A 20,653-nucleotide genomic window follows, 5' to 3' on the forward strand; every position below is an offset into this window, starting at 1 on the left:
AGCAACTGGCCCAGAACGGTCAGGCCCGAGGTTGCCAGTGCCAATCCTACCTTGCCCAGCGTCGGAAACAGATAGGGTGCGAGGGCGGCGGCCGCGATCGATACGACGGCCAGCAGAACTGAGCGCAGAGCATCCTTGCCGGGGATCGTGCGGATCACGACGCGGGCGTGTGGCATCGGCCGGAGGCTGGACCAATAGGCCGGATCGACCACGGAGGCCCCCTGATCGGTCACCAGCAGCACCCGCAGCCCCTTGCGCGGATCGCGGAACCCCGGAAGCGCCAGGGCGACGATCTCGGCAATTGTCAGCCCATGGGGAGCCTCGATCTCATTGCGGCCCATGCCGGGGTCCAGGAGCGGGGCGCAGAGCACGTTGTTGGTCTTGCTGCTCATCACCGGACACCCCGCAGCGCTTCATGAGCAAAGGCCATGACGAAGCGATGCCCCCAGCGGCCCTGGTCGAACCGCTCGTGCTTGGACTGATCGTCCGTGGACATGTGCAGCATCACACCAGGCGAGACGTAGATCCCGACGTGGCTCTCGTGGCGGCCGTGGCGGAAGAGGAGGAGATCGAAGGGCTGCGGCATCAGCGTCTTGCGCCAGACCGGGCCACTCGTCTCTGATCCAATCAGGGAGGCGACCTCGGCCTGTTCTTCCGCGCTGACGTAGCCTTCGGAATAGGCTGGGAGGCTGATCGCCAGCTCCTCGGCATAGACCAGGCGCGCAAGGCCCCAGCAGTCGCAGCCCGACCGGTCGCGGCCCATGTCGGCATAGGGAATGCCAAGATATGCGTTCGACCAACTCATCGACTCGCCTCAGCTTGCAGAACCGTGGAGACTTCTAAGCGCGGACAGCGATTCGCGAGACCAAGTGAGGGCTTAGAATGACCAATGAAGTAGTGTACCCGTTCAACGGCAAGGTCGGCGTTGTGCTGAACGCTGATGCATCCCAAGCGATACTTAAGCTCGGCTACTACGACGGGACATTGCATCTGGGCTTGGCACCTGCCCAGATCGACCCGATTATCAGACAGCTCAATAAGGTGGCAGCTGCCGCCGAGGAGCAACGCCGAAAATCGGACCCGTTCGCAGGTACACAGAGTGACACCGTCATGCGAAGCGCTTTTCCGGTCAGACAATGTGCGGTGGGCACTGCCGAGGGTGTCGAAGGAATAGCCATCACTCTTCATCAAGGTGGAGCTCCCAACACATATCTTCTGGACTATGCTCAGAGTGAGGACCTCGCGCAGCGCATACTAGCCGTGCTGAGGGGACAGGGGCCAAAAGCTCCTCCCCGCCAATGATGTAAACGCTTTTGAAGCGGGCTCTCACATAGTCTTGTCCTGGCACGATTTCAGAATTGATCATCGGAACAGCCCCGGAAAGCGTTCCTTGGTGAAGCGGTCCATCGGCACGCTCTCGTCCTCTATCGGCGCGCGGCTGAACTCCAGCGTGATCTGACCGGCATCGCCATCGGCCGAGATCATCGCCATGTCGCGGAATTCCACCTCCACCAGGTCCGGCGTGCTGGCCATCACCACGGCCAGATGCACGGTGGGCCGGTCGATGAAGGAGCGCAGCAGTTTGGCGATGTCGCTGTCCACATTCTCGACGATGATGTTGGCCGCTGCCGGTGCGTCCTCGAGATCTCCGGGAATGTCGGACGCCGCCAGGATGAACAGGAAGGGCTCACTGGCCGGATCACTGTCCATCCAGGCGCTGCGCGTGCCATAGGCCAGCGGGTCGATCGACAGGCGCTCGGTCGGATCGGTGGACAGCCGCACCGGTGCGTCCAGCTCCGGGTGCTCGATCATGATCAGCGCGATCTCGAGATCGTCCGAATAGGGCGCATCATGAGATTGGCGCGCGTTGAGAGAGACCCTCCTCATGGCATCACCGCGACGTTGAAGGTGATCTCGAACCGCCCACCCACGATGCGCTCCGAAGGAACAGGATCTCCAAAGATGCAAATCCAGCTGGCAGACAGCAGGATCGGTGCGCCGGTATCCGTCAGAAGGGGGACACCGCTTTCGGTCAGCAGTGGGCGTCCGTCGGTGGCAGGGTCGGGCATCTTGAAGGGCAGGGTCCCGAAGCGGGTGTCGAGATCATAGAACTGGTCGAAAACCGCCTTGCCCGACCGTGTCACTTCGATCGCCAGCGTCACCAGTTCCGCACCGCTCGAGAACCGGCGACGATAGCCGGGCGGGCCGTTGGACGCGCGCCGCACCCGGATATCCTGACGCTGAGCCAGGTAGCCGGCGCGCAGGGGGGCGGGCAAAGTATCGGGCCAGACGGGGATATTCATCGCCGCGTGCCCTTCTGGCGGATATTGTAGCCGTTCTGAAGAGCTTTTCGCGCGCCGCCACCCTTGGTGTTGATGGCAACGCCAACCTGGTCGGCGAGTACGAGGCGGTAGCTGCGGCCACCTTTACCGTCGCTTTCCTCTTGGATTTCCGCGTCAACTGGCGTGGAGCTGTTGTTTTGCACGTTGATCTGCGGTGAGAACACGACGGGCTGCCCGCCACCTGAGTTCTGCGAGGCCATTGCCAGGGCGTCGACCACGGTCGCACCGTTGGCGATCTGCTCGGGCGTGAATACCCGCTGGCCCAGTGTGGTCACAGTCAGGCGTTCATCGGCACGCAAGGGGGAGTTCTTGCCATAGCTCCGGCGCACGCCACCGGTGCCGATTGTGCTGCCTGCATGAGACTGTGTTGCGCTCACGCCGGTACTGCCGCCGAAGAGCCCACCGATGAAGTCAGAAAGGAAATCGAACCCGCCTTCCAGGCCTGGCAAAATGGACTGTTGAAAGATCAGGCGCTGCAACTGCTCAAGCGTGTAGTCGACCAGGCTGCCGACTTCGAATTTTCCGGTGCGGCCCATTTCGACAAAAGCGTCTTCCAGGCCACTGGACCACTTCTTGGCAATGTTCTCGCCCGCATCTGCGAAGGTCACCATGTTCTCGGTGATGTCGAGGAAGGCGCGCTCTACGCCCGATGCCCAGTCATCGCGGTTTTCGAGATCCTTGCGGTAGGCTTCAGCCAGGCGTTCGCCGAAGATGAACTCGACGTCGCTGGCAAAGGCTTCGTATCCTTCGCGGGCCGGGTCCAGGGTGCCCAGGGCTTCCGCCCGCCATCTCTCGAGCTCGGCCACATCGCGCTCATAGGACGGGGCCAGCCGGTCCATTTCCCGGCGGATGCCCTCAATGACGCGCTCCTCTTCGGTGCGACCGCGACGCCCGCCGCCTCCGCCACCACCGCGCCCTTTTCGGGCGGCCTCCGATTGTTCCTTGCGCCATTCCTGGAGCTGCTGGTTGTAGCGTTCGGCTTGAACGCGGGCGCCAATGAAGGCCTCCCGTTCATCCCTGAGAAAGTCCGAAACGCCGTCTGCCAAACGACCGCCCGATGGTCGATCTGTCCTGCTGTCAAACTCTGCCGCCGCCAGTTCCCGCGCGCGACCAATCGGGTCATCCCGGAATTCGTAGTTGATACGGGCCCGTTCAACGTCGCCCACGCCTTGATTCGCGAGCGCACTTGCGTTGGACAAAGCTCGGGCCAATTCATCCGCGATCCGAGTGGCTTGATCGGCACCCGCTTTCAGGTTCGAAGACACATCGATGCCGCCGACCTTTTCCAGTAGCTCTTCGATCAGCCGGATTTCGCTTTCTGTCATCTCGGTGGTGTGCAGCGCTTCACGTAACGCAGCTTCGGCGGCAACGACGCCCTGTTCCATACCGGGAAGCGTGCCTTGCGGAATGGTCTCCAGCTCGGTTCGCATCTGGGTAATGACAGTGAGCAAGCCCTGATAGTTCTCGGCTGCAAGGGCTGCCTTGATGGCATTCTGATAGATGGCGAGGTTCTGAAGGCTTTCTGGTGAAACGCCAAAATCCAACTTGATATCGTCACCGCGCGCATAAGCTTCCAGTTCGGCCTTGAGCGCGTCGATCTCTTCGCGTGCCTGGGCTTTGTCCACCCGAACCGTCAGGTTTGCTTCGGCGAAGGAAAGCTCGCGCTGCACCTCGCGGATTTGCTCCTGTCTGATCTGATTTCGGTCCGTGAATTCCCCGAACGCGGAGTTTGCAAAAACAGCATCCAGCCCTTCCCGCGTCTTTCCCATAGCCCTTTGTGTTGCGAGGCGGCTTTCGGCCCGCATCAAGGTCAGGACGCTGTTGGTGACCTCACCGTATTTTGCGACGATGCCGTCGAGGTCCCTGACAGAGTTGCCGCGCAAGGTGGCCTGGGCGTCACCGATCGCCGACAGTGCCTCTTCAATCCGGTCAGCGGCAGTTTTGACCTTTTTGCTTGTTTCTTCACTCTCGTAGCCAAGACCGAAGATCACAGCTGTCAGAGGCAGGATGGCTGCGGCTGCAACACCAGCCATCGCGCCGATGGTGCCAAAGCCCGAGAGGATTTGCGGTGCCTGCTGGCCCAGAGAGATCATCAACGGCACGCCCATGCCGACTTGTGTGAACACGTCCTGCAGCTGATAGCTGAAGTTCTGCATCCCACCTGCACCACCGGCAGTCTGGGTCCGCAGGCGCGACGTTGCGGCGGCCTGAAGATCGGCTGCACCCGCAACTTGCCGGTGCTGAGCCTGCAACAGCTCCAGCGCCGTGTCGTACTCGCGCGCGGTAAGGATGCCCGACCGGAAGGCGCGTGTCAGCGTTTCCTGTCCGGCTTCCAACCGTTGGGTCGCAGCGTAGACCGGATCAATCCCGGCACGCAGCTGATCTACGGCAGCGCGCTGCCGGTCGATTTCGCGATTGAAAACCTCTGCCGAGGCGCGTGCCGATTTCATCCCGCGCCCGGTCTGATCTACTTTTTGGTCCAGTTGATCCAACGCCGCCCCGCCGGTCTGGCTGGCCATGATCAGGCCACGGGCATCGCCACTCAGGATGAGGGATGTTTCAAGCGCGCTCATGGATCATCCCGCATGATCTTGAGCGCTTCGGCCTGAAGGATCGACAGATCGAGGGCGTCGCGTGGCTGCAACCGGATGCCATGCATCCGTGCGGTGGCCTCTACGGCTGTCTGATCAAAAGACAGATGCGCTGCACCGCCCAGACCCGCGATCGTGCGGAGCTGATCGTGACTGTGGATGGCAAGCTCGATCGCGGGCCGGAACGTGACCGGCAAGATCATGTCATTGCTGTTCTGCCCCGTGCTTTGCATCAATCGATCCTTCGCCTCTTCCACGCTGACCCCGTGGAATGCGGCATAATCCTTTGCCATCTCGTCGCTGACCGCCGCACGCCCCCATATCCGGCGAGCGGCGGCTCTTAGTTTTTTGCGCGATAGCCCTTCGAAGGTGTGACCGCCTCGGTATAGGCGTCCGTGACCGCCAGCCGGGCCGGGCGGTTGCCCAGGAAGCGGCGGACGTTCTCCGGTGTTGCCGGGATCGGTTTCTTTGCCCTGTCCAGCACGTCGCCTTCGGTCCAGCCTTTGAAGACCTGCATGAGACGATTGATTTCGAAGTCGATCATTGCGCCGCGGCTCGAAAGATCTTCGCCTGCGCTGTAGAAATCGACGTCATCCATGATTTCAAACAGGCCGGTGATGTTCACTTCCTCGAAGGAGCCGCCTTTTGGCACGGAGATTTTCACCGGCCATTCAAACGGGTGGTTTTCGACGAACAGAAAGCTCATGGGGGTGCTCCTCAGCTGAAGGTGATGGCGAACTCGTCGTCGCCCTGGTCGTGGCAAAAGACGAGGTCGAGCGCCTGGCCGATGGTGCCGTCAATGTCCTGCTCACCGGCGTACTTCAGCTGGACGGCCGGAGCCGCGACGCGCAGGACATTCCCGGCGCCGGTCCCAAGTTGCCAAACCAGCGGCTGCTTTGCCCCCGACCGGCAGAGGGCCAGAATGTCGATTGTCGCGGCAGGGGGCATTTCGATGACCATCCGACCGGTGACATTGCGGGCGGTGATGTCCGTCCCGTCGCAGTTCATGAAACGGCCACGTCGGGGTGTCCGGCCATCGGTAAAGGTGAAACTCTGGACGCAGAGCTCCGTGCCATCGACGGTGAAGGCGTTCATGTTGCGCGGCGAGCATTCAGGTGCATCCGGCCAGCCTGAAAAGTCGGGCGATGCGACAACGGCGGCCTGTCCATCGAAGAGCTCGCCCATGAACTTGAACCCGAACATCGGCGGCTTGCGGGTCTCTGCCGTGAACGTCAGCCCGCCACGCACCTTTTCGGTGACCTGCATCGATTGGGCGTCCAGATACTGAAGCGCGATTTCGAGCTTGGCCGAGCCTTCGGGCTGCAGGGAGTAGGTGGCGGAAGTATCGGCGACGAGAGTTTCGACAAGGCCGGTGGCTTTCAACAACTCGCCGTAAAGGGGCGCGCTGCCCGCTTCAGGCAAAGCCGCATCGATCATGAAATCCAGCCCCATGCTCTCGTTGAAGAGCCTGTCGCCCTGCGCGCCCTCAAAGCCGGTGACGAAGTCTTGCGCCTGGTAGTCACCCTCGATCCTGCGGGGGGTGAGGCCCTTGACCAGCATTTCTGTTGCTGTGTCGTAAGAAGGGATGCCGCCGACAAGCGTGCGTGTGCCGGAGAGCAGGCGGATAAGGCGGGATTTGGTGCTGGCCATTTTGGTTTCCTCAGCTGATGGGGATGTGACGGTTGAGCGCGACCGCGAAATCGTCCTGCCAGAACATCTGGCCATTCGTGTCGATGCCGCTGATCAAACGGCCCGAGACGGGCTCACAGGCGGTTTCGGCATCTGCCGGTCGGAAGCTGCAGACCGCTAGCATGCCTGCGGTGCGCACCGCCCTGATCTCACCGCCAGCGATGGTGCCCATCCTGTCGCCGATGTCGCGCACGGCCCAGATGACCCCGAAACGGGCGATGACGCGCTGGCTGAGCAGGTGCTCACTCTGGTAACGATTGCCGCCCGGGCTTTCAGCCAGCGGGATGACGTAAGCTGATGGCCAGCGGACTGTTTCGGCACGCAGCGCGCCAAATGAACCGGCCGTGCCGACGTCGCTCAGGTCGGGCATCGCGGCGCGGATCGCGGCCGCGATGGGCGCTACATCGAGAATGCCGGGCTTGGCCGTCATTGGCGCACCCGCGCGTCAAGGTATTCAACGGTTGTCGCTGTCAGGTCATCGCGATCCTGGTCGGAGATCCCGAGATAGGGACGTGCGGGGATCGTGACCTTTCCGACCGTGGCCCAGCCACCGCCCGGCAGGGCAAAGGACAATGCCGCGCCATTCTTTGGCCTGATCTCGCCGCCGGTCTGGTGGATCCCGGCGTAGATCACGTTTGAGCCGACTTCGACCTGGGACGGCCCGGCGATGTATTGGATGCTGTTCGCGAGGCGGCTGCTTTCGACAAGGGTCTTGCCACCATCAAGCTGGGCGCGCATCGAAACAGGCCAGGCCGTGCCGTCGGGCGCTGTATTGCTGTCGCGCAGCCGGTCTTTGGTAGACGTCTCCAGCAGCGCGCCGCACATATCCATGAGCGGGGTGAGATCCTCGCCTGCCGAGACATACGCCCCGAGGACAGCTTTCATGCCGGTGAGTTCAAGATCGGCAGTAAGTGTGACAGCCATCAGAAGTTCCTCAGGCTGTCGCGGGTCATGACCCGTTCCGGGCCCTCCACGGTCACGACGCCTTCGGAAGTCTGGATTTCCGCGCCGCCGTCCTCGTCGCCGATCGATACCTTGCCGTCGCGCACCATGCGAAGATAGCTCACCGAAGCGTCGCGCAGCTTCTCCTGGGTTTCGGTCACGCGGCCGGCGTTGGCATAGAGCCGATGGATCGCAAGATCACGGCAGACCACGCGCAACATGTCGGGCGGTGCCACCAACGGCAACGTCACCACCTTCGCGATGTAGCCGTTGATCTCGGCGGCCCCGTCACGCAGCGCCGCGGCAAGACGATCATCATCGACCGTGTCACCCGCACCGTCAAAGTCGGTGAGCAGGGCAAGATCGCGCGCAGGGATCGTCGCCTTCAGGTCATCGATACTGGCATAGGTCACGTGCGGTTCTCCTTCGCGAAATCGGGGGGCGAGCTTCGGCTCCTACCTTCCAAGGTTCCCTGCGCCGACCAGGCGGCGGTCTATGGGTGCTGACGGACTTGCGGCCCGGACCAGGCCCCCTCTCTCTCGCGGGGTATGTCGATCAGGCCTCGAGGACCTGGAACATCGGGTCACGGGCGAGAGCCTCTTGCATCGCCTCCGTGAATTCGTCTGCGGAAATGCGGTTTTCGCCGCCGTCCCAGCGGCGACCGGCACGGCGGCGTCCGCCTGCAACAGCGCACAGGACAGTGACCGTTGGGCCATCTCCTTCGGCAGCCGCTTCGGCTTCCTTGATGCGCTTTGCCAGCTTTTCGTCGCCAATGTTGCCAGGCACTTTCAGGCCAAGCTCTTCGGCGCGCGCTTCGAGTTCTTCACGGGTCATGGGGTCTTCTCCTCTGGGTCGGTTGAATAATGCGGTCCAGTCCAGCCGGACCGCACAATCACTCGACCGCTGGATCAACTGAGTGTGTTGATGTGCAACAGGTCCATATCGTCGAAGTTCGTGTTGGACCCGCCGCCTTCCAGCTGCTCGGCTTTCAGGATCTTCTTGGCTGCGGCATGATTGGACGTTCCCACAACCAGCGTCAGGCGCCCACGCCGGATCTTGCGACCCATTGGCCCGATCATGCTGTTCATGGCAGCCGATGCGGTCTCGTAGTTTGCGACGGTCAGCGCCGCCTTGGAGGCAAACGCCATCTGATATGCCCCGAAGCCCACCGCACAGCGGCGCTTTGCCAGCCAGTGAAATTCGTCCTCATAGGCCACATTGTCGTCGGACATGTTGGTTTTCGGAGTGATCATGCCCGGTGTCCGATCCTGAAAGATGAACGGCTTGATGGGGTTGCTCAGATCCATGATGTACCAAGCATCATTGGCACCGGCGATGAGGTTGCTCACGGACACTTCGTCGCCGTTCTCGTCATCGACAGGATGATCCGTGTCAAAGAAGTTCTGGCCGTCGAAGTGCGCGGTCGTGAAGCCCTTTTCGATCTGCTCGATCAGCAGATCATCGGGCAGCTCGGCAGAGGTCTGACCAAAGCTTGAGGCGATGTTGCCGTAGATGCCGTATTCATCATCTTCGATCGCATCGACCGGCACCGCCAGCGTGTTCTCGAACTTGCGGTTGAGCAGCGTGAACGCGTTGGTGTCGAGGCGGTTGACGACGCGCGACCCGATCCACTCGCGCATTTTTGGAATGTCATCGAGTTTGGGGTAGGTGTTGCCCGAGCCTGTCGAGCTGACACGCATCGCCAGGCGCTTGTGGAAACTGTTGTACCCCGTCAGGGAGGTGTTGAAGGCGGTGGTGATAGCGACGTTGAGGGTCGCCAGGCTTGCAGCATTGAGGTCCATGATGGCGCTCCTTAAAGAATTTCGACCCAGGCACCTTCGGACGTGATGTCCTTCAGGATACCGGCTTTCAGGGCACCAGCACCCCCGACGGTGTTGTCATCGATGACGGAGACTTCCGTCTCGATATCGGTGCGATCAAGGCCAGTCTGATTAAACAGAAACACACCCTTTTTGGTTTTGACGGACGCCGCACCGGCGGCACCCGTCGAGTTGTCCGCGCCGTCATCGAGGGCGCAGCCGCGCATTGCTGCCGCAGTGGGCGATGCAGGGATCGCGTTGCCTGAACCATCCAAAGCAACCATTGCTCCCTTGAAGATCCTGACTGCGGCAGCAACTGGATCAACGTATGAGGCGCAGGGCAGGGCGAGCGTGCGGGTGTTGCGGTTCTGTACAAGGTTAGCCATGGCTTAAGCCTCCTTCTTGGCTGCGGGCACCGTGGTTGCCTGTTTGGTGGCAAGGAAAGCTTCCTCGGTGACGCCCATCTTTGCGCACATCACCTTTTCCGAGGCGATCAGTACGCCCTGATCAACCTTGAGCGGATCGCCCTGGGGCGTCACGGCCTTGCCGTCGACCACGACCGGCGCGCTGGCCAGCCAGGTCTTGAAGCCGTCGAGATCGGAGGCGGCGTATTTGCGGGCCCAGCCTTCGAGCCCTGGCGTGACCTTGCCTGTCTGCATGGCGGCAATGACGACTGTTTCGGCCTTGTCGCTATTGATCTCGGCCCGCATTGCAGCCAGCTGACCTGTCAACTCGCTGACGGCCGAGATAGGCACATACTTGGCGGGATCAGGTTCTGCATCCGAGGCACTGGCCGTGATCTTGGCAGTGATCGCCGTGGCGGCCGTTTCCGTCAGCGCGCCGGTCAATCCGGCGGCGGTGATGATCGGCACCGCGTTGTTGGCCTGGTCGATTGCGCCTTCAGCTGCAGCGACGATCTTGGCCTCGTCGGTTTCCTCGGGCATGCCGAGTTTCGCGGCGAGCTGGATAAGCCATTTGGGCATCTTCGGGTTCTCCTGGTGTGATGCGACCTTCGCGAGTTCGCGGAAGGCGGGGTTGTTCGTCAGACCGGCGCGCAAGATCAAACCGACCTCGGAACCGGGAACTGGAACGGTGAATGTTGGTGAGATGAACCGGTAGACCCGGCCCTTGAGCGCCTCGGCACCTACCGGGGTCCATTCGACCGACGCCATGATGCGGTTGCCCTCGAGCTCAAGGCCAGTGATCCACCCGGCCGCACGGTGATCACCACCACCCTGGACCTCCATGCCATGGGCAAAGTCGATCGGCAGCATGCCACCCTTGGCATATGCCATGGTGCGCTCGATCAACGCGGCGGCATCCGTGATCCGTCCCACAGTCCCGCGTTGATCGGCAAGGTGGAGCTCGCCGACCGGGATCAATTCGATCCTGGTCGGGAGAGCCTCGCCGTCAAAAGGGATGACCTGGGCGTCTGCTGTGAAAATCAGTGGCGTGTTCATGCGGCCAAACTAGGCCGTCAACAAACGCACGCTCAGGAGGAAGGGGTTCCGCCACACCAAACTCGGGGCGAGCGGGGCACAGGATCAGATTGGAGCCGAAACTGGTCAAAATCAAGCGCGACCTCCGGATCGGTGGAAATGCGTCGGACAACGGGCATTTGGTGGGGCGTTTTAATACCCCTTTAATACCCTAGGATTGCCGCTCCGGGATTTTTCGACCCACTGCCCCCGACGCGGGCTCGAGGCGCTCTGTGGCCAATTTTTTGCGGGAAGGTGAATTTGCGCCGAATTCGACCTGCGCGACGCCCTATCTCGCACCCAGCACGGCGACCATCTCGGGCAGCAGATCGAGAGCGCGCAGAAGAAGAGCCTGAACCCGGCCACTGGGGGCAGAAGCGTAGCCAATGAGGCCATGTTCCGCCATGGCGCTCAAGAGCGCGTGATTGGTGATCAGGGCCATTTCTTGGTTCGAGAGCGTCTCACGCCCCGACCATCTGGCAGCGATCCGTACCGCTTCCGCGTGCCAGTCCCGGATGCGGTCGACCGGTGGCAATGCCGTCTCGGCCGCCCGCCCCATGCGAAAAAAGGAGCCGTCGGGTGAGGCCAGTGCGACCTGATGCAAGCCTGGAGCTTCCGCGAGCAGCCTCAGATCTTCGATTGCAAGGGGCGTTGCCGTTGGTCCGGCGCGCAGCAGCGCGATGCGATTACCTGGATTGGCAAGCTGGGTTGCGAGGGCCGGATCGATTTCGACCGGTGTTGCGGTTTCGCCCTGGGCAAATGCCAGAGGCGCGGTTTCTGGATCCGCCGCCTGATCATAGGCCAGCAGGATCTGTCGATCCCCTCGCATTTGTAGCGCAGTCATTTCCTTGAGATAGCCACGATCACTGGCGCGCAGGTTTTCGGGCAGATCAAGGGCGCTGGCTGCGTGGCGATCATCCATGTCCTGCCAGGCATGGCCAGGGTTCGAGGCAAAGCTCGGATCGATACCTTCCAGCAAAGCTTCCGTCTCGCCGGTTCTCGGGTTGGTCCAGGGCATGGTCTCCAGGGCCGCAATCTCATCGGCCGAGGTCAGCACCTTTCCTTCGCGCTCCAGCATGCGGTCATTCATCGGACGGACGTAGCAGCCACAGAACCATCCGTTCGGCGGAAATATCTTACGCCAGAGCGGATGGTCGATTGGCAGGATCAACCCATCGTAGGGCTTGTGTTCGTCCCGTGCGGTCTCGCGCTGCAGCTGGCGGTACTCGAGATAGGGCAGGAATGCCTTGGTCCGCTGCAGTCGTGCCCATTGACCGGCAGCATAGGAAGTCCGCAGGTTGGTGTCGAAGATCACCTTCAGCCGGTGCATCGATCCCAGCTGCACTTCCTTCAACTCGCCGGTCAACGGGTCGCGCTCGATCGATTTCCCCCACCAGCCCTTTGCCTTGAGCTGTGGCGCAAGGTCTTTGCGGAACCGATCCAGCGTCTTTCCTTCCGACAGGCCATCCTCGACGGCGGTTCGGATCAGCGCCAGCACATCGTCCCGCATGGCTTTGGCGACCACGAACCCTCTGGCGTGTTCCTCGCGCCAGTGATCACGATAATCGAACCTTTGCAGCGCCGGTGCGTAGCCCTTTGACCTGAAGTATTCGAGGGCTTCACGCGGCGGAAGCGGTTCAAGGGCGATGCCAGCCATGATCAGGAGATGTCCGCGCCGGTTTCGCCAGCCAGGCGCGCGCTGAACATCAGCCTGCTCACCATCTCCCTCAGGCTGTCATCCGGTGCCTCCTCCGCTGCGCTCGCCAAAATATCGCGTATGTCCTCCAGAGATGAAGCCTGTCCGATCGCTTCCAGCAAATCCCCAAGGAGAATATCCATTTCCGACTGTGCCCGGCCATCGGCGACGAGCCCCGCTGCGGCGCGTGTCAGAGCATCCTGGGCGGTGATGACGGTTCCTGCTGCAAGCGGCGGTACCGCGTCGGGGACCTTGGGTTCCTGGGGATCAGGAGATGCGGGAAAGGACAGCAGCGTTTCGCCGTCTTCAGGCTCACGCAATCCGTAGGTTTCACGTACCTGTTTCTCGGAGATCTTCAGGCCCATCGGCCCGAAGGTCTTGATCGCCAGCAAAGTCAGGCGCGGGTCGCGTTCCTCCTCGGCTTCAAACCGAATGCGCGGTGGGCGCACGTCGTTGCCAAAGTTCAGCATCGTCATCGGCAGCGCGATATCCCGCTCGAGGGTCGAGGCGAGCTGGCCGGCGTCAGCGTCCCGGATGTCTTCCCGCACCAGGTTGTGAACCTTGCCGACGGCATGGCCGCCGGAGATCGCATCGGTGGTAGAGACCTGACCAAGGACCGCCTTGCTGATCTGCTCATCCCAATAACGGGCCGAGAATTCAAACATCTTGTCAGCACCGGTCACGGCACCATTGACGATTTCGATCTCCATCGACTTCGGCATGATGGCGGCCATGTCGACGCCCAGGCGACGGACCGCCCGCAGCAATGTCGCCTTTTCCTCCACCGTCGCCGTGTTGCCGTGCTTGCCGATCCGGAGCGGGTGGCCATAGGCCTCCATGAATACGGCCCAGTCCTTCAGGGTGTAATTCTTGAAGACATAGGCCCAGGCAACCAGACGGGCGAGGCCCGAGCGGATCGGCAGGCCGGACTTGAGGCGTGCGCAGTGAAACACGTATCGGAAGAGGGGCAGCGGCTGGTCGCCATTGTCCCCTCGGAGCAGCGGTGTCCGTCCGTCCGTGTCATCAAATCGGAACCAGCGTGGATCTCGGTGCTCGAGACGGGAAATTTTCCACGGCGACGCCGACACATTCCAGATGATCTCGGTCGCGGAGTACCCTTTGCCAAGCGCGTCCAGCATGTCGATCATGTCATCCATGATGGCTGAGGAACCCATAGCTTCCCGCACCAACTCGGCGGCTGCCTCGGCATTGTCGTCCTGGGCCCCGGCTTCGACGACGATCTTCAGCCGCCGGATCGCCCGTTTGCGCACGCCAAGCACGGCCTGGTAATGCAGGTCCTTTTCCTCCATCTGCTCTGCCAGCTCGAGATAAGAGGTAGCATCCCCGGTCTCAGCTTCGCGCAGGAGCGCGCCCAGGCGGTAGGGCGTCAGCCCATCGGCTGGATGACCCGATTGGATCTGGCGAACCCCGCCCATTGTCGGGCCACCTGTCTCCTCGGTGAGTTCCTTCTTTGAAGGTGCCTTCAGCGGGGCACCGTTCAGATCAATCAGTCCCATCAGACGCCCTTTCCATAGACGTAGTCCTCGTATTTTTGGTCGGCCGCTTCAGCTGCTGCATCCATCTGAGCAATAACCTCGCGCTGCTGGCGCAACGCGTCAGCGGCCCGTCGCATTGCCTTGGCATGGTCCTTCATTTGCGTTCGATCCAGCAGGGCGGCGCGGGCGCGAAGGTCGTTCTCGATTTCAGCTGGTGATGCCATCAACCCCTCGCCTCCGACCAGGCAAGTGCATGGCGCGCCTGAAGGCTGTCCTGCCCGTTGTCGTCCCCCAGAAGATCAGGGCAGAAGTCGGTTTTTCCCAAGCGCCAGAGGTGCCGCATGTACCTACTGTTCACCAAGTTGCGGGCGGCGGGGTAAACTTCGATCGCGGACGCGTCGGTGCCCCAGGCGAGGTTCTTGATCTCCTGCAACTGGTCCCAGGTAATCGTGCCATCATGCGCGACGCTGAGATGTCCGAGTGCAACATCGACCCTAACCTCGAAACCGTAGGCTTCGAACTGGATGAATTCACGATCCCCGTGATCACAAACCGGCCCGATCATCGCAGTGCCTTCCAGCCGGGGTATTCCATCCCCATTTCCTGCCAGACAGCTTCGACCCATTTATCGTGCAGGATCAATCCGACCGGGTTCCAGAGATGGTAGCACGCGTGGATGCAGATCGCGTCCCAAAGGCTCACTGTACCGTCTCCCAATAGCCGTCGCGCAGCCAACCGTGCCAATGCCCCTTGTGATGCACCGACGGTTGCAGGGTCGGCTCGATCTTCGACCCGTTCCAAGTCCAGCTAGGCCGTGCGCCGCCTGGCTTGTGACCCTTGCCGATCAATAACTTGCCTTCGATGCCGCAGCCGCAGGGGCAGAGGTATGACATTTCGAACAAGCCACCGGTCCGGCGCTCCTCGAGAAAGAACGCACCGGGAGGTTTCATCCGGCGCATGTCTTCGAGGTCCAGGAAGTGGATAGCCCTCACCATGCGCCGCTCCCGAAGCGACCGATCGGTTCGTCCTCATCGCCGCCCGTGTCTGGCATGCCGCGCCACCTGTCCGTTGCTTCGGCCCCCTCGTAACCGAATTCTTCCACTTCAAGCCGGGTCGCATACCAGGCCAGAGCGGATGCCACGGCACTGTCGCCGTGCCGGTCAAATCCGTCCGACCCTTTGAACCGGAAGTCCTGTGGCACCCGGATGACCCCGTCCACGTACTGCAGCGCCTGGTGGTCCTGCAGCACATCCGGGTGATTGCACAGAACGATGGTGCCGTCGCCAAAGGCCTCGATGTAGGAGGGCATTTCCTGACGATACCATTCCTGGCTGAAACTCACCTCGACCACGGTCTCCCCGTAGCGCTGCACTGCCTTCTCGGCGAGATATGCGCCATTGCCGCCCTTGTCCAACGCGCCTCCGGCGAACCGCGGGATGCGATCGCAAACATAGAAAAGGATGTCACGTTGCTGATCGAAGGGGATGTTCCGGAGCTCCACGATCAGTTTCTGCCGCCGCACCAGGTCGGTGCCTTCTTCAAGGATCACGATGTCAGTTGCGTCGCCCGAACGCGCAAAATCCTCGCCCATGTAGTGGCGGCAGTTCGGGCTGAGACCTTCCAGGATCGGGCGCAGTTCCCTGGCACACCAATCCAGCGCATCAGCCCTGCGCACATGGTCCGGCGCGTTCCGGAAGTCGTCGTCCTGCACCCATCGTTTGAAGGGAATGCCGTCCTCCATCCGCTTTTCGATCTGGACGCGGGTCAGCGCCGAACCTTCGGCTTCTGCGGGGATGGCATCGAGCTCCTGCCGCATGGCTGCGGTGCGCGGGCCGTAGGAGCCGCGGATCAGCGCTTCCCAGGCATCCTGTGCCTCTTGCGACCACTCCGTTCCCTTCATCCGGCAGACGCGCTTGTAAAGCCCGTTTTCAACAGCCTTTTCAAAGGGCATGAAATGCAGAGAAAACGGGTTCTTTCCGGCCTGCGCTTCGCGGATCAGCTCGTTGAACGGATTGAGCACTCCGTTGTGCGTGGAGATCACGCGCACTTTGCCACCCCAGATCAGCAGGGCGTTCACGGCATCGATCACCTGGCGCACATCCTTGTGGAATGCCGCCTCGTCGATCACGACAACGCCCTGCAGACCCCGGATGTTGGCCGGGTTAGATGACAGCGCTTCGACGCGGTAACCACTGGCGAACTGGATGCGGAAAGCGGCGATGTCCTTGGACGTGCCGTCTTCGCGCTCATCCTTGAAGATGTACTCTTCGATCGCGTGCAGCTCACCGGCAATCACCTTTGCAAAGTGCGCGACGTAGCCGATAAATTCGCGCCCCTTGTCCTTGGTATCGCCGATGTAAAAAACGTTGCTGCCACCGGCGGACCGTTTTGCCGCGGCAATCAACGTGTCATCCAGGGCCTCGGCGAAGGTGATCCCGGTCCGCCGCCCTTTCTCGGCCAGTTTGAGATCGCTTGGGTCCTCGAGCCATTCCTTCTGGTGCAGCATCAGGATGCCTTCGGCAAAAGGGTCAAGATCATCCGGAATGTCAGCGCCGCGGGTGAGGCTATCCGGCAGCGCCTCCGGATCCCGGGAGAGAACGGGTGGCCCAGCGAACTTGTCCAGTTCTGGCTCTGTCATGTCCGCAACCCGAGGAAGTCCTTGCGCAGCTCGGCAATGCGATCCGCGCCCATTCCGGTTTCGGTCGCGACCTTTTCGAGCGCGCCATCCACCTGCGCCTCGAAGGCCTTGATCTGCGCACGCTTGCGGTCCATCGGCACCTTCTGGGCATTCACCGCCGACTGGAGCGCACGCGCGAGTTCCATCGCGGCCTTTGGCGTCATGCCTTCGTCCTGATTGAGAAGCTCGAAGATCAGTGTCTTGATCGTCTCTGCCGCCATGATGGTCAGATCATCGGTTTGTCCTGGTTCAAGGCGTTCGGTGAGGGCGGCGGTCATCTGGCGCACTTCTTCGTGGCGGCGCGCAATGCGGGCGATACCGATCGAATGTCGGTTGAAGGCCGACATGGAAATCGGGCCTTCGCCAATCACGGCGAGACGCTCGTTGAACTCGGCGTGAATGTCCTTTTGCAGCCGCTCCCGTGATTTGAGCTCCTGGAAGGCCCAGGCGACAATCGGATCGGCGTCTGCCGGGAGCAGATCGATGGAGGAGAGCCTTCCGCGTCCTTTCTGTGCCATCTGGTTACCTCGGCAACGAGGGCGCTTTGATCCCGATGATCACCCCGTCACGGTTCAAGTGTTCGGCCCCGCGTTCCGCCAGATGTGCGATTATGGCGGTCCCGGCCCGGGTCAACCGAACCGCACCGGCCTGGGTCTCCAGCCATTTGAGCTGGGTATGCAGGTACTCCCGGGAACGGCGGATCGCGAACTCCTTCAGAACCACAAGGAGCAGGCTGTCGTTCATGGCCTTGGCAGGTTCATCCTGCAGCGCTTTCAGGATCACGAGCCTGACCTCGGCGTCGAAGTGATCGCTATAGCCTTCAAAGACATTGCCGGATGTCATCACTTTCTCCCTTTCATCGAAATCATGTAGTCCTCGATCCGGCCAACGGCGCGGCCGGTGCTCTCGGTGGTCCGCTCGATCCCCACCGACCGCTCCTGCAGCTTGACCATGCCCAGCTCCATCTGGTGGAACTCCTCGCGCGTCGGCAGGTGCTCAATATCGCTTTCAACCCGCGCGAGCCGCTTGTCGAAACCATCGAGCCGTTTCGCTACGGTCTCGATCTTCGTCGAAGTGTCGAGCCGGTCTGCTGGCGGGCCTTTGCCGTCTGCCTTGAATTTAAGATAGAGCCCCGTGATGATGACGGCGCTCGATGCGAAGAGACCCCACAGGTCGGGTCTGCTGAGTGCCAGCCTCAGGTACTCCGAGATGTCCATCCGAGATAGGCCCCCGACACCATGCAGATGAGGGACAACAGCAGGTAATTCACCTCTGCAGTCGTCGATACACCTGAAAGAAGAAAATTGGACGCGATGACCAGCCATGCGCCTGACGCCGCGGCCATGGCCATGAACCGCAAGTTTGCTGAATGCCGGAACCTGCGGATCATTGGCGCGAATTGGCTGATGGCGATCGATGCCAGCAAGGCTGCCCAGGCGGAACCGCCAAGCGCTGCAAATCCGGCGTAGCTGTCGCGCAGAAGGAGGCTTGGATCAAACGCCAAAAGCCATGCCCAGCCCATGAGGTTCAGCGCGGAAAACAGTTCGATCAAGCGGACCGGATCGGCGAACAGAAAATCGCCGACCCGACGGAAGATACTCATCAACATCACCACTACTCGGAAAAGGAGACCTTCTTGGACGCACGCACCCGGCCGATGATCGCGCCGATCCCGCCGAGGCCCGATGCCACGCTGGCCGCCAGGATCGGCAGTGCTGTCGCATCCTCGGGCGAAAGCGTGTAGCCAAGCGCGCCAAGGCCCGCACCTGCGATAGAGACAATGCCGCCCCAGACCGCACGGGATGCGAGCGGGGACTTTGTGGTAGTGAACATGGAATGTCCTTTCTTGGTTCAAGAGTGGGTGGTTGGGGCGGCGTGACTGGCAACGATCCAGCCTTCCTGGCCGGAGTAGCGAACTTTGAGCCAGGGCCGGTCGCCGAAGGTGCCTGCGCGGATCACCGGCACCACGACCCCGTCCGGAATGGTCGCGATGACATTCGGATTAAACGATGGCCAGCGGCGCATGTTGAGCGTGTCATTGGGCACATCGATGCTGACCATCTCGCCCTTGTCCTCGATCAGGTCGGAGGCATCATTGGCGGCTTCATCCTGCAGATCATCCCGGCCCAATACACGCGCCTTCAGGCTCTCCAGTGGAAACAGCGGATTGGTGTCGACCTTGCGGCCGGGCGAGATGTACCAATGGGTCACGATGTCAGTCAGGGTCGGGACGTAATCGAACAGGGCATGCAACAGGTCCTCAAGCGCCGCGATCTGCTCGGGCTCGTAGTCCATCCACCAACCCGCGCCATGCTCCTGGGTCTGGATGAAATGAATGCCAGCTTCGACGATATTGTATGTCTCCTTGAACCAAGTGCGCGCACGGCCACCGCCCGCGTCCGTCATTCTGCCGGGGTTCACGATCTCGATGCCGATGGAGAAGTTGTTGCAGCCCTTTTGGCCATGATATTCGGAGGTCCCGGCATGGCCCGCGCGGCGGTTTGTCGGCACCTGCTGAGTGATCGTGCCATCTCGCTCAACGACGAAGTGAACCGAGACGCCCCTGGGGGCGGTCAGCAGGTAGTTGGCGGAATTGAACTTTTCCAGGCGACCGGCGGTGTCATGCAGCACCACGATGGTCGGAACAATCTTGCCGCCAATGTTCTTGGCGCGGCTATAGGAGAAGTTCTGGGCGATATGGTTCTTGAACTGCATGATGGACCCCGCAATCAGACGAGGATTGCCCCGCCGGTTGCGGCGAATGTCGCATCGGAAGTTGTACAGTTTCAGGAGGAAGAGGTTCCGCGCCTACCTCTGCCGGTGAGCGAACAGCGGCAGGACTTCCGGCGGCATGTCCTGGCGAAGTTCGGCCCGGATGGCGCGCACGCGACGTTCGCTCACGCCGAACTCTGCTGCGATATCGTTTGACGATCTTTTGGGCTCGGTCAAGCCTGCATCCAGAACAGCCGCCCTCAGAAGGGATGCCTGTTCGTCTTTCTCAGAACCGTGACGTGAAGGGAAGGTGACGGTCTCACCGCCATATCGTCCGGCAAGCCAACAGCACACATCGTGCCCGAGTTCCCGGGCAAGAACCGACTTTTCGACCCGATCCGGCATTGGCACATAACGCCGCTGACCTCCGGCATTTGCCAGGATGCGCAACCGCGCGCTCAATCCGAGATCTCTTTCAAGTTCATCCATGAAGCCAGCTTGCGTCGTCATTTCCGCCGCGCCTTCCAGCGCTTGCCGCGGTTCGACATGGCGCCGGTCAGCCCGAGCACCGTGACCACGCGGCCGGACTGGCTCAGCCGGTAGCGGACGCCGTCACTCAACACGGCATCCGCGCGCTGTTCACGCCCGCCCTCGGTTGTCTTTTCAATGCGGCGTTTCAGGGCTGCGATATCCACGCCATAGACACGCTCGAGATAGCGCACGACCGCATGGTCCGTCACGATATCCCGCTTCCTGCCCATCAGCGGCCCCGCCAGTCGAAGTCGATGCCTGTACGTTTGCCCCATGCCTTCAAGGCTGCGACGACAGCTTCGATCTGCCCGTGATCGCGCAGCATATCCACGTCGGCCGGGACGGATTGCCATGTGTCCTCGAACCGGGCACGGATAAAGGCGTTGAGACCGGCGCGGCCAGGGCGCTCCAACGCGCCCGCATCGCCGAGCTTTTTCCACAGAACATGGATCAGGCGCAGATCGGCGCGAGGGGCTGCGGGACGCCGCCCTTTTGAACTGACTTTGAAACCGCTGTTTTTCAGTCGATCCAGAACCCGTTTCAATTCGGCTTCGGTCATGTCCGACATGGACGCCTTGCCACAGACGGCCAGTTGCAGATCGTGCCGCGCGTCCGCGTCCAGACCAAGCTCGCGGCACCCGACATGGATCAGCTTTTGCAAAGAGCGGGTCATGCTGTG

The 20,653-nt window shown here is 61.5% G+C and carries 31 protein-coding genes and 1 pseudogene; 1 reads left to right on the forward strand and 31 read right to left on the reverse strand.

Annotated elements, in window-relative coordinates; translation table 11 throughout:
• Both O4H53_RS25820 and O4H53_RS25825 read right to left on the reverse strand, forming a co-directional pair.
• Positions 1-392: pseudogene (locus O4H53_RS25820) on the reverse strand (phage tail protein); the annotation flags it as partial.
• On the reverse strand, positions 392-805 hold the full coding sequence (locus O4H53_RS25825; RefSeq protein WP_269367774.1) for a C40 family peptidase: 414 nt from the start codon (positions 803-805) through the stop codon (positions 392-394). The gene O4H53_RS25825 and the pseudogene O4H53_RS25820, both read right to left, overlap by 1 nt.
• Positions 806-882: 77 nt before the next feature.
• On the opposite strand from O4H53_RS25825, the gene O4H53_RS25830 reads away from it, so the two are divergent.
• Positions 883-1,302 (forward strand): hypothetical protein, encoded by a 420-nt coding sequence (locus O4H53_RS25830; RefSeq protein ID WP_269367775.1) that lies wholly within the window; start codon positions 883-885, stop codon positions 1,300-1,302.
• 60 nt (positions 1,303-1,362) lie between these two features.
• Here the strand turns inward: O4H53_RS25830 and O4H53_RS25835 are convergent, their stop codons facing one another.
• The 29 genes from O4H53_RS25835 to O4H53_RS25975 all read right to left on the reverse strand — a co-directional run.
• On the reverse strand, positions 1,363-1,887 hold the full coding sequence (locus tag O4H53_RS25835) for a hypothetical protein (RefSeq protein ID WP_269367776.1): 525 nt from the start codon (positions 1,885-1,887) through the stop codon (positions 1,363-1,365).
• The gene (locus tag O4H53_RS25840) at positions 1,884-2,303 is read right to left on the reverse strand and encodes a hypothetical protein (protein ID WP_269367777.1); all 420 of its coding nucleotides are present in this window, start codon (positions 2,301-2,303) and stop codon (positions 1,884-1,886) included. Before O4H53_RS25840 ends, O4H53_RS25835 begins: the two co-directional genes overlap by 4 nt.
• Positions 2,300-4,915 (reverse strand): phage tail tape measure C-terminal domain-containing protein, encoded by a 2,616-nt coding sequence (locus O4H53_RS25845; RefSeq protein ID WP_269367778.1) that lies wholly within the window; start codon positions 4,913-4,915, stop codon positions 2,300-2,302. The genes O4H53_RS25840 and O4H53_RS25845 overlap by 4 nt, the downstream gene beginning before the upstream one ends.
• Positions 4,912-5,226: a hypothetical protein gene (locus O4H53_RS25850; protein WP_269367779.1), complete on the reverse strand. Its 315-nt coding sequence runs from the start codon at positions 5,224-5,226 to the stop codon at positions 4,912-4,914. Before O4H53_RS25850 ends, O4H53_RS25845 begins: the two co-directional genes overlap by 4 nt.
• A gap of 47 nt (positions 5,227-5,273) precedes the next feature.
• Entirely contained in the window at positions 5,274-5,639 is a 366-nt protein-coding gene (locus O4H53_RS25855) for a hypothetical protein (protein WP_269367780.1), read from the reverse strand.
• A gap of 11 nt (positions 5,640-5,650) precedes the next feature.
• Positions 5,651-6,583: a phage tail tube protein gene (locus O4H53_RS25860; RefSeq protein ID WP_269367781.1), complete on the reverse strand. Its 933-nt coding sequence runs from the start codon at positions 6,581-6,583 to the stop codon at positions 5,651-5,653.
• A 10-nt stretch (positions 6,584-6,593) separates the two neighbouring features.
• The gene (locus tag O4H53_RS25865) at positions 6,594-7,052 is read right to left on the reverse strand and encodes a phage tail terminator protein (protein WP_269367782.1); all 459 of its coding nucleotides are present in this window, start codon (positions 7,050-7,052) and stop codon (positions 6,594-6,596) included.
• Complete coding sequence (locus O4H53_RS25870) at positions 7,049-7,546, reverse strand: phage virion morphogenesis protein (RefSeq protein ID WP_269367783.1); 498 nt, start codon at positions 7,544-7,546, stop codon at positions 7,049-7,051. Before O4H53_RS25870 ends, O4H53_RS25865 begins: the two co-directional genes overlap by 4 nt.
• On the reverse strand, positions 7,546-7,977 hold the full coding sequence (locus O4H53_RS25875) for a gp436 family protein (protein ID WP_269367784.1): 432 nt from the start codon (positions 7,975-7,977) through the stop codon (positions 7,546-7,548). Before O4H53_RS25875 ends, O4H53_RS25870 begins: the two co-directional genes overlap by 1 nt.
• A 142-nt stretch (positions 7,978-8,119) precedes the next feature.
• Positions 8,120-8,398: a hypothetical protein gene (locus O4H53_RS25880; RefSeq protein WP_269367785.1), complete on the reverse strand. Its 279-nt coding sequence runs from the start codon at positions 8,396-8,398 to the stop codon at positions 8,120-8,122.
• A gap of 74 nt (positions 8,399-8,472) precedes the next feature.
• Positions 8,473-9,366: a Mu-like prophage major head subunit gpT family protein gene (locus O4H53_RS25885; protein ID WP_269367786.1), complete on the reverse strand. Its 894-nt coding sequence runs from the start codon at positions 9,364-9,366 to the stop codon at positions 8,473-8,475.
• Between the two features lie 11 nt (positions 9,367-9,377).
• Positions 9,378-9,770, reverse strand: coding sequence for a hypothetical protein (locus O4H53_RS25890; protein ID WP_269367787.1), 393 nt, complete (start codon positions 9,768-9,770; stop codon positions 9,378-9,380).
• Positions 9,771-9,773: 3 nt separating this feature from the next.
• Positions 9,774-10,844: a phage protease gene (locus O4H53_RS25895; RefSeq protein WP_269367788.1), complete on the reverse strand. Its 1,071-nt coding sequence runs from the start codon at positions 10,842-10,844 to the stop codon at positions 9,774-9,776.
• 307 nt (positions 10,845-11,151) lie between these two features.
• Positions 11,152-12,519 carry a phage head morphogenesis protein gene (locus tag O4H53_RS25900; RefSeq protein ID WP_269367789.1) on the reverse strand — a complete coding sequence of 456 codons (1,368 nt, stop codon included), beginning with the start codon at positions 12,517-12,519 and terminating at the stop codon, positions 11,152-11,154.
• A gap of 2 nt (positions 12,520-12,521) precedes the next feature.
• Complete coding sequence (locus O4H53_RS25905; protein WP_269367790.1) at positions 12,522-14,075, reverse strand: DUF935 domain-containing protein; 1,554 nt, start codon at positions 14,073-14,075, stop codon at positions 12,522-12,524.
• Positions 14,075-14,278, reverse strand: a complete 204-nt coding sequence (locus O4H53_RS25910; protein WP_269367791.1) for a hypothetical protein — start codon at positions 14,276-14,278, stop codon at positions 14,075-14,077. Before O4H53_RS25910 ends, O4H53_RS25905 begins: the two co-directional genes overlap by 1 nt.
• Positions 14,278-14,619 carry a DUF7694 domain-containing protein gene (locus O4H53_RS25915; RefSeq protein ID WP_269367792.1) on the reverse strand — a complete coding sequence of 114 codons (342 nt, stop codon included), beginning with the start codon at positions 14,617-14,619 and terminating at the stop codon, positions 14,278-14,280. The genes O4H53_RS25910 and O4H53_RS25915 overlap by 1 nt, the downstream gene beginning before the upstream one ends.
• The gene (locus tag O4H53_RS25920; RefSeq protein ID WP_269367793.1) at positions 14,616-14,756 is read right to left on the reverse strand and encodes a hypothetical protein; all 141 of its coding nucleotides are present in this window, start codon (positions 14,754-14,756) and stop codon (positions 14,616-14,618) included. The genes O4H53_RS25915 and O4H53_RS25920 overlap by 4 nt, the downstream gene beginning before the upstream one ends.
• Positions 14,753-15,049 carry a DUF6527 family protein gene (locus O4H53_RS25925; protein WP_269367794.1) on the reverse strand — a complete coding sequence of 99 codons (297 nt, stop codon included), beginning with the start codon at positions 15,047-15,049 and terminating at the stop codon, positions 14,753-14,755. The genes O4H53_RS25920 and O4H53_RS25925 overlap by 4 nt, the downstream gene beginning before the upstream one ends.
• Positions 15,043-16,692 (reverse strand): hypothetical protein, encoded by a 1,650-nt coding sequence (locus O4H53_RS25930; protein ID WP_269367795.1) that lies wholly within the window; start codon positions 16,690-16,692, stop codon positions 15,043-15,045. The genes O4H53_RS25925 and O4H53_RS25930 overlap by 7 nt, the downstream gene beginning before the upstream one ends.
• Positions 16,689-17,249 carry a DUF3486 family protein gene (locus O4H53_RS25935; protein ID WP_269367796.1) on the reverse strand — a complete coding sequence of 187 codons (561 nt, stop codon included), beginning with the start codon at positions 17,247-17,249 and terminating at the stop codon, positions 16,689-16,691. The genes O4H53_RS25930 and O4H53_RS25935 overlap by 4 nt, the downstream gene beginning before the upstream one ends.
• A gap of 4 nt (positions 17,250-17,253) precedes the next feature.
• Positions 17,254-17,574 carry a VpaChn25_0724 family phage protein gene (locus O4H53_RS25940; RefSeq protein WP_269367797.1) on the reverse strand — a complete coding sequence of 107 codons (321 nt, stop codon included), beginning with the start codon at positions 17,572-17,574 and terminating at the stop codon, positions 17,254-17,256.
• Entirely contained in the window at positions 17,574-17,948 is a 375-nt protein-coding gene (locus O4H53_RS25945; protein ID WP_269367798.1) for a DUF2730 family protein, read from the reverse strand. Before O4H53_RS25945 ends, O4H53_RS25940 begins: the two co-directional genes overlap by 1 nt.
• Positions 17,927-18,334 carry a hypothetical protein gene (locus tag O4H53_RS25950; RefSeq protein ID WP_269367799.1) on the reverse strand — a complete coding sequence of 136 codons (408 nt, stop codon included), beginning with the start codon at positions 18,332-18,334 and terminating at the stop codon, positions 17,927-17,929. Before O4H53_RS25950 ends, O4H53_RS25945 begins: the two co-directional genes overlap by 22 nt.
• Positions 18,335-18,345: 11 nt before the next feature.
• Positions 18,346-18,564: a hypothetical protein gene (locus O4H53_RS25955; protein WP_269367800.1), complete on the reverse strand. Its 219-nt coding sequence runs from the start codon at positions 18,562-18,564 to the stop codon at positions 18,346-18,348.
• A gap of 18 nt (positions 18,565-18,582) precedes the next feature.
• On the reverse strand, positions 18,583-19,446 hold the full coding sequence (locus O4H53_RS25960) for an N-acetylmuramoyl-L-alanine amidase (RefSeq protein WP_269367801.1): 864 nt from the start codon (positions 19,444-19,446) through the stop codon (positions 18,583-18,585).
• A 93-nt stretch (positions 19,447-19,539) separates the two neighbouring features.
• On the reverse strand, positions 19,540-19,953 hold the full coding sequence (locus O4H53_RS25965) for a hypothetical protein (protein WP_269367802.1): 414 nt from the start codon (positions 19,951-19,953) through the stop codon (positions 19,540-19,542).
• The gene (locus O4H53_RS25970) at positions 19,950-20,204 is read right to left on the reverse strand and encodes a hypothetical protein (protein ID WP_269367803.1); all 255 of its coding nucleotides are present in this window, start codon (positions 20,202-20,204) and stop codon (positions 19,950-19,952) included. Before O4H53_RS25970 ends, O4H53_RS25965 begins: the two co-directional genes overlap by 4 nt.
• Positions 20,204-20,653 (reverse strand): gp16 family protein (locus O4H53_RS25975; RefSeq protein ID WP_331284254.1); only part of this gene is annotated, 450 nt, incomplete at its 5' end. The genes O4H53_RS25970 and O4H53_RS25975, both read right to left, overlap by 1 nt.

The organism is Sulfitobacter sp. G21635-S1, from assembly GCF_027213915.1.
GTDB lineage: Bacteria > Pseudomonadota > Alphaproteobacteria > Rhodobacterales > Rhodobacteraceae > Sulfitobacter.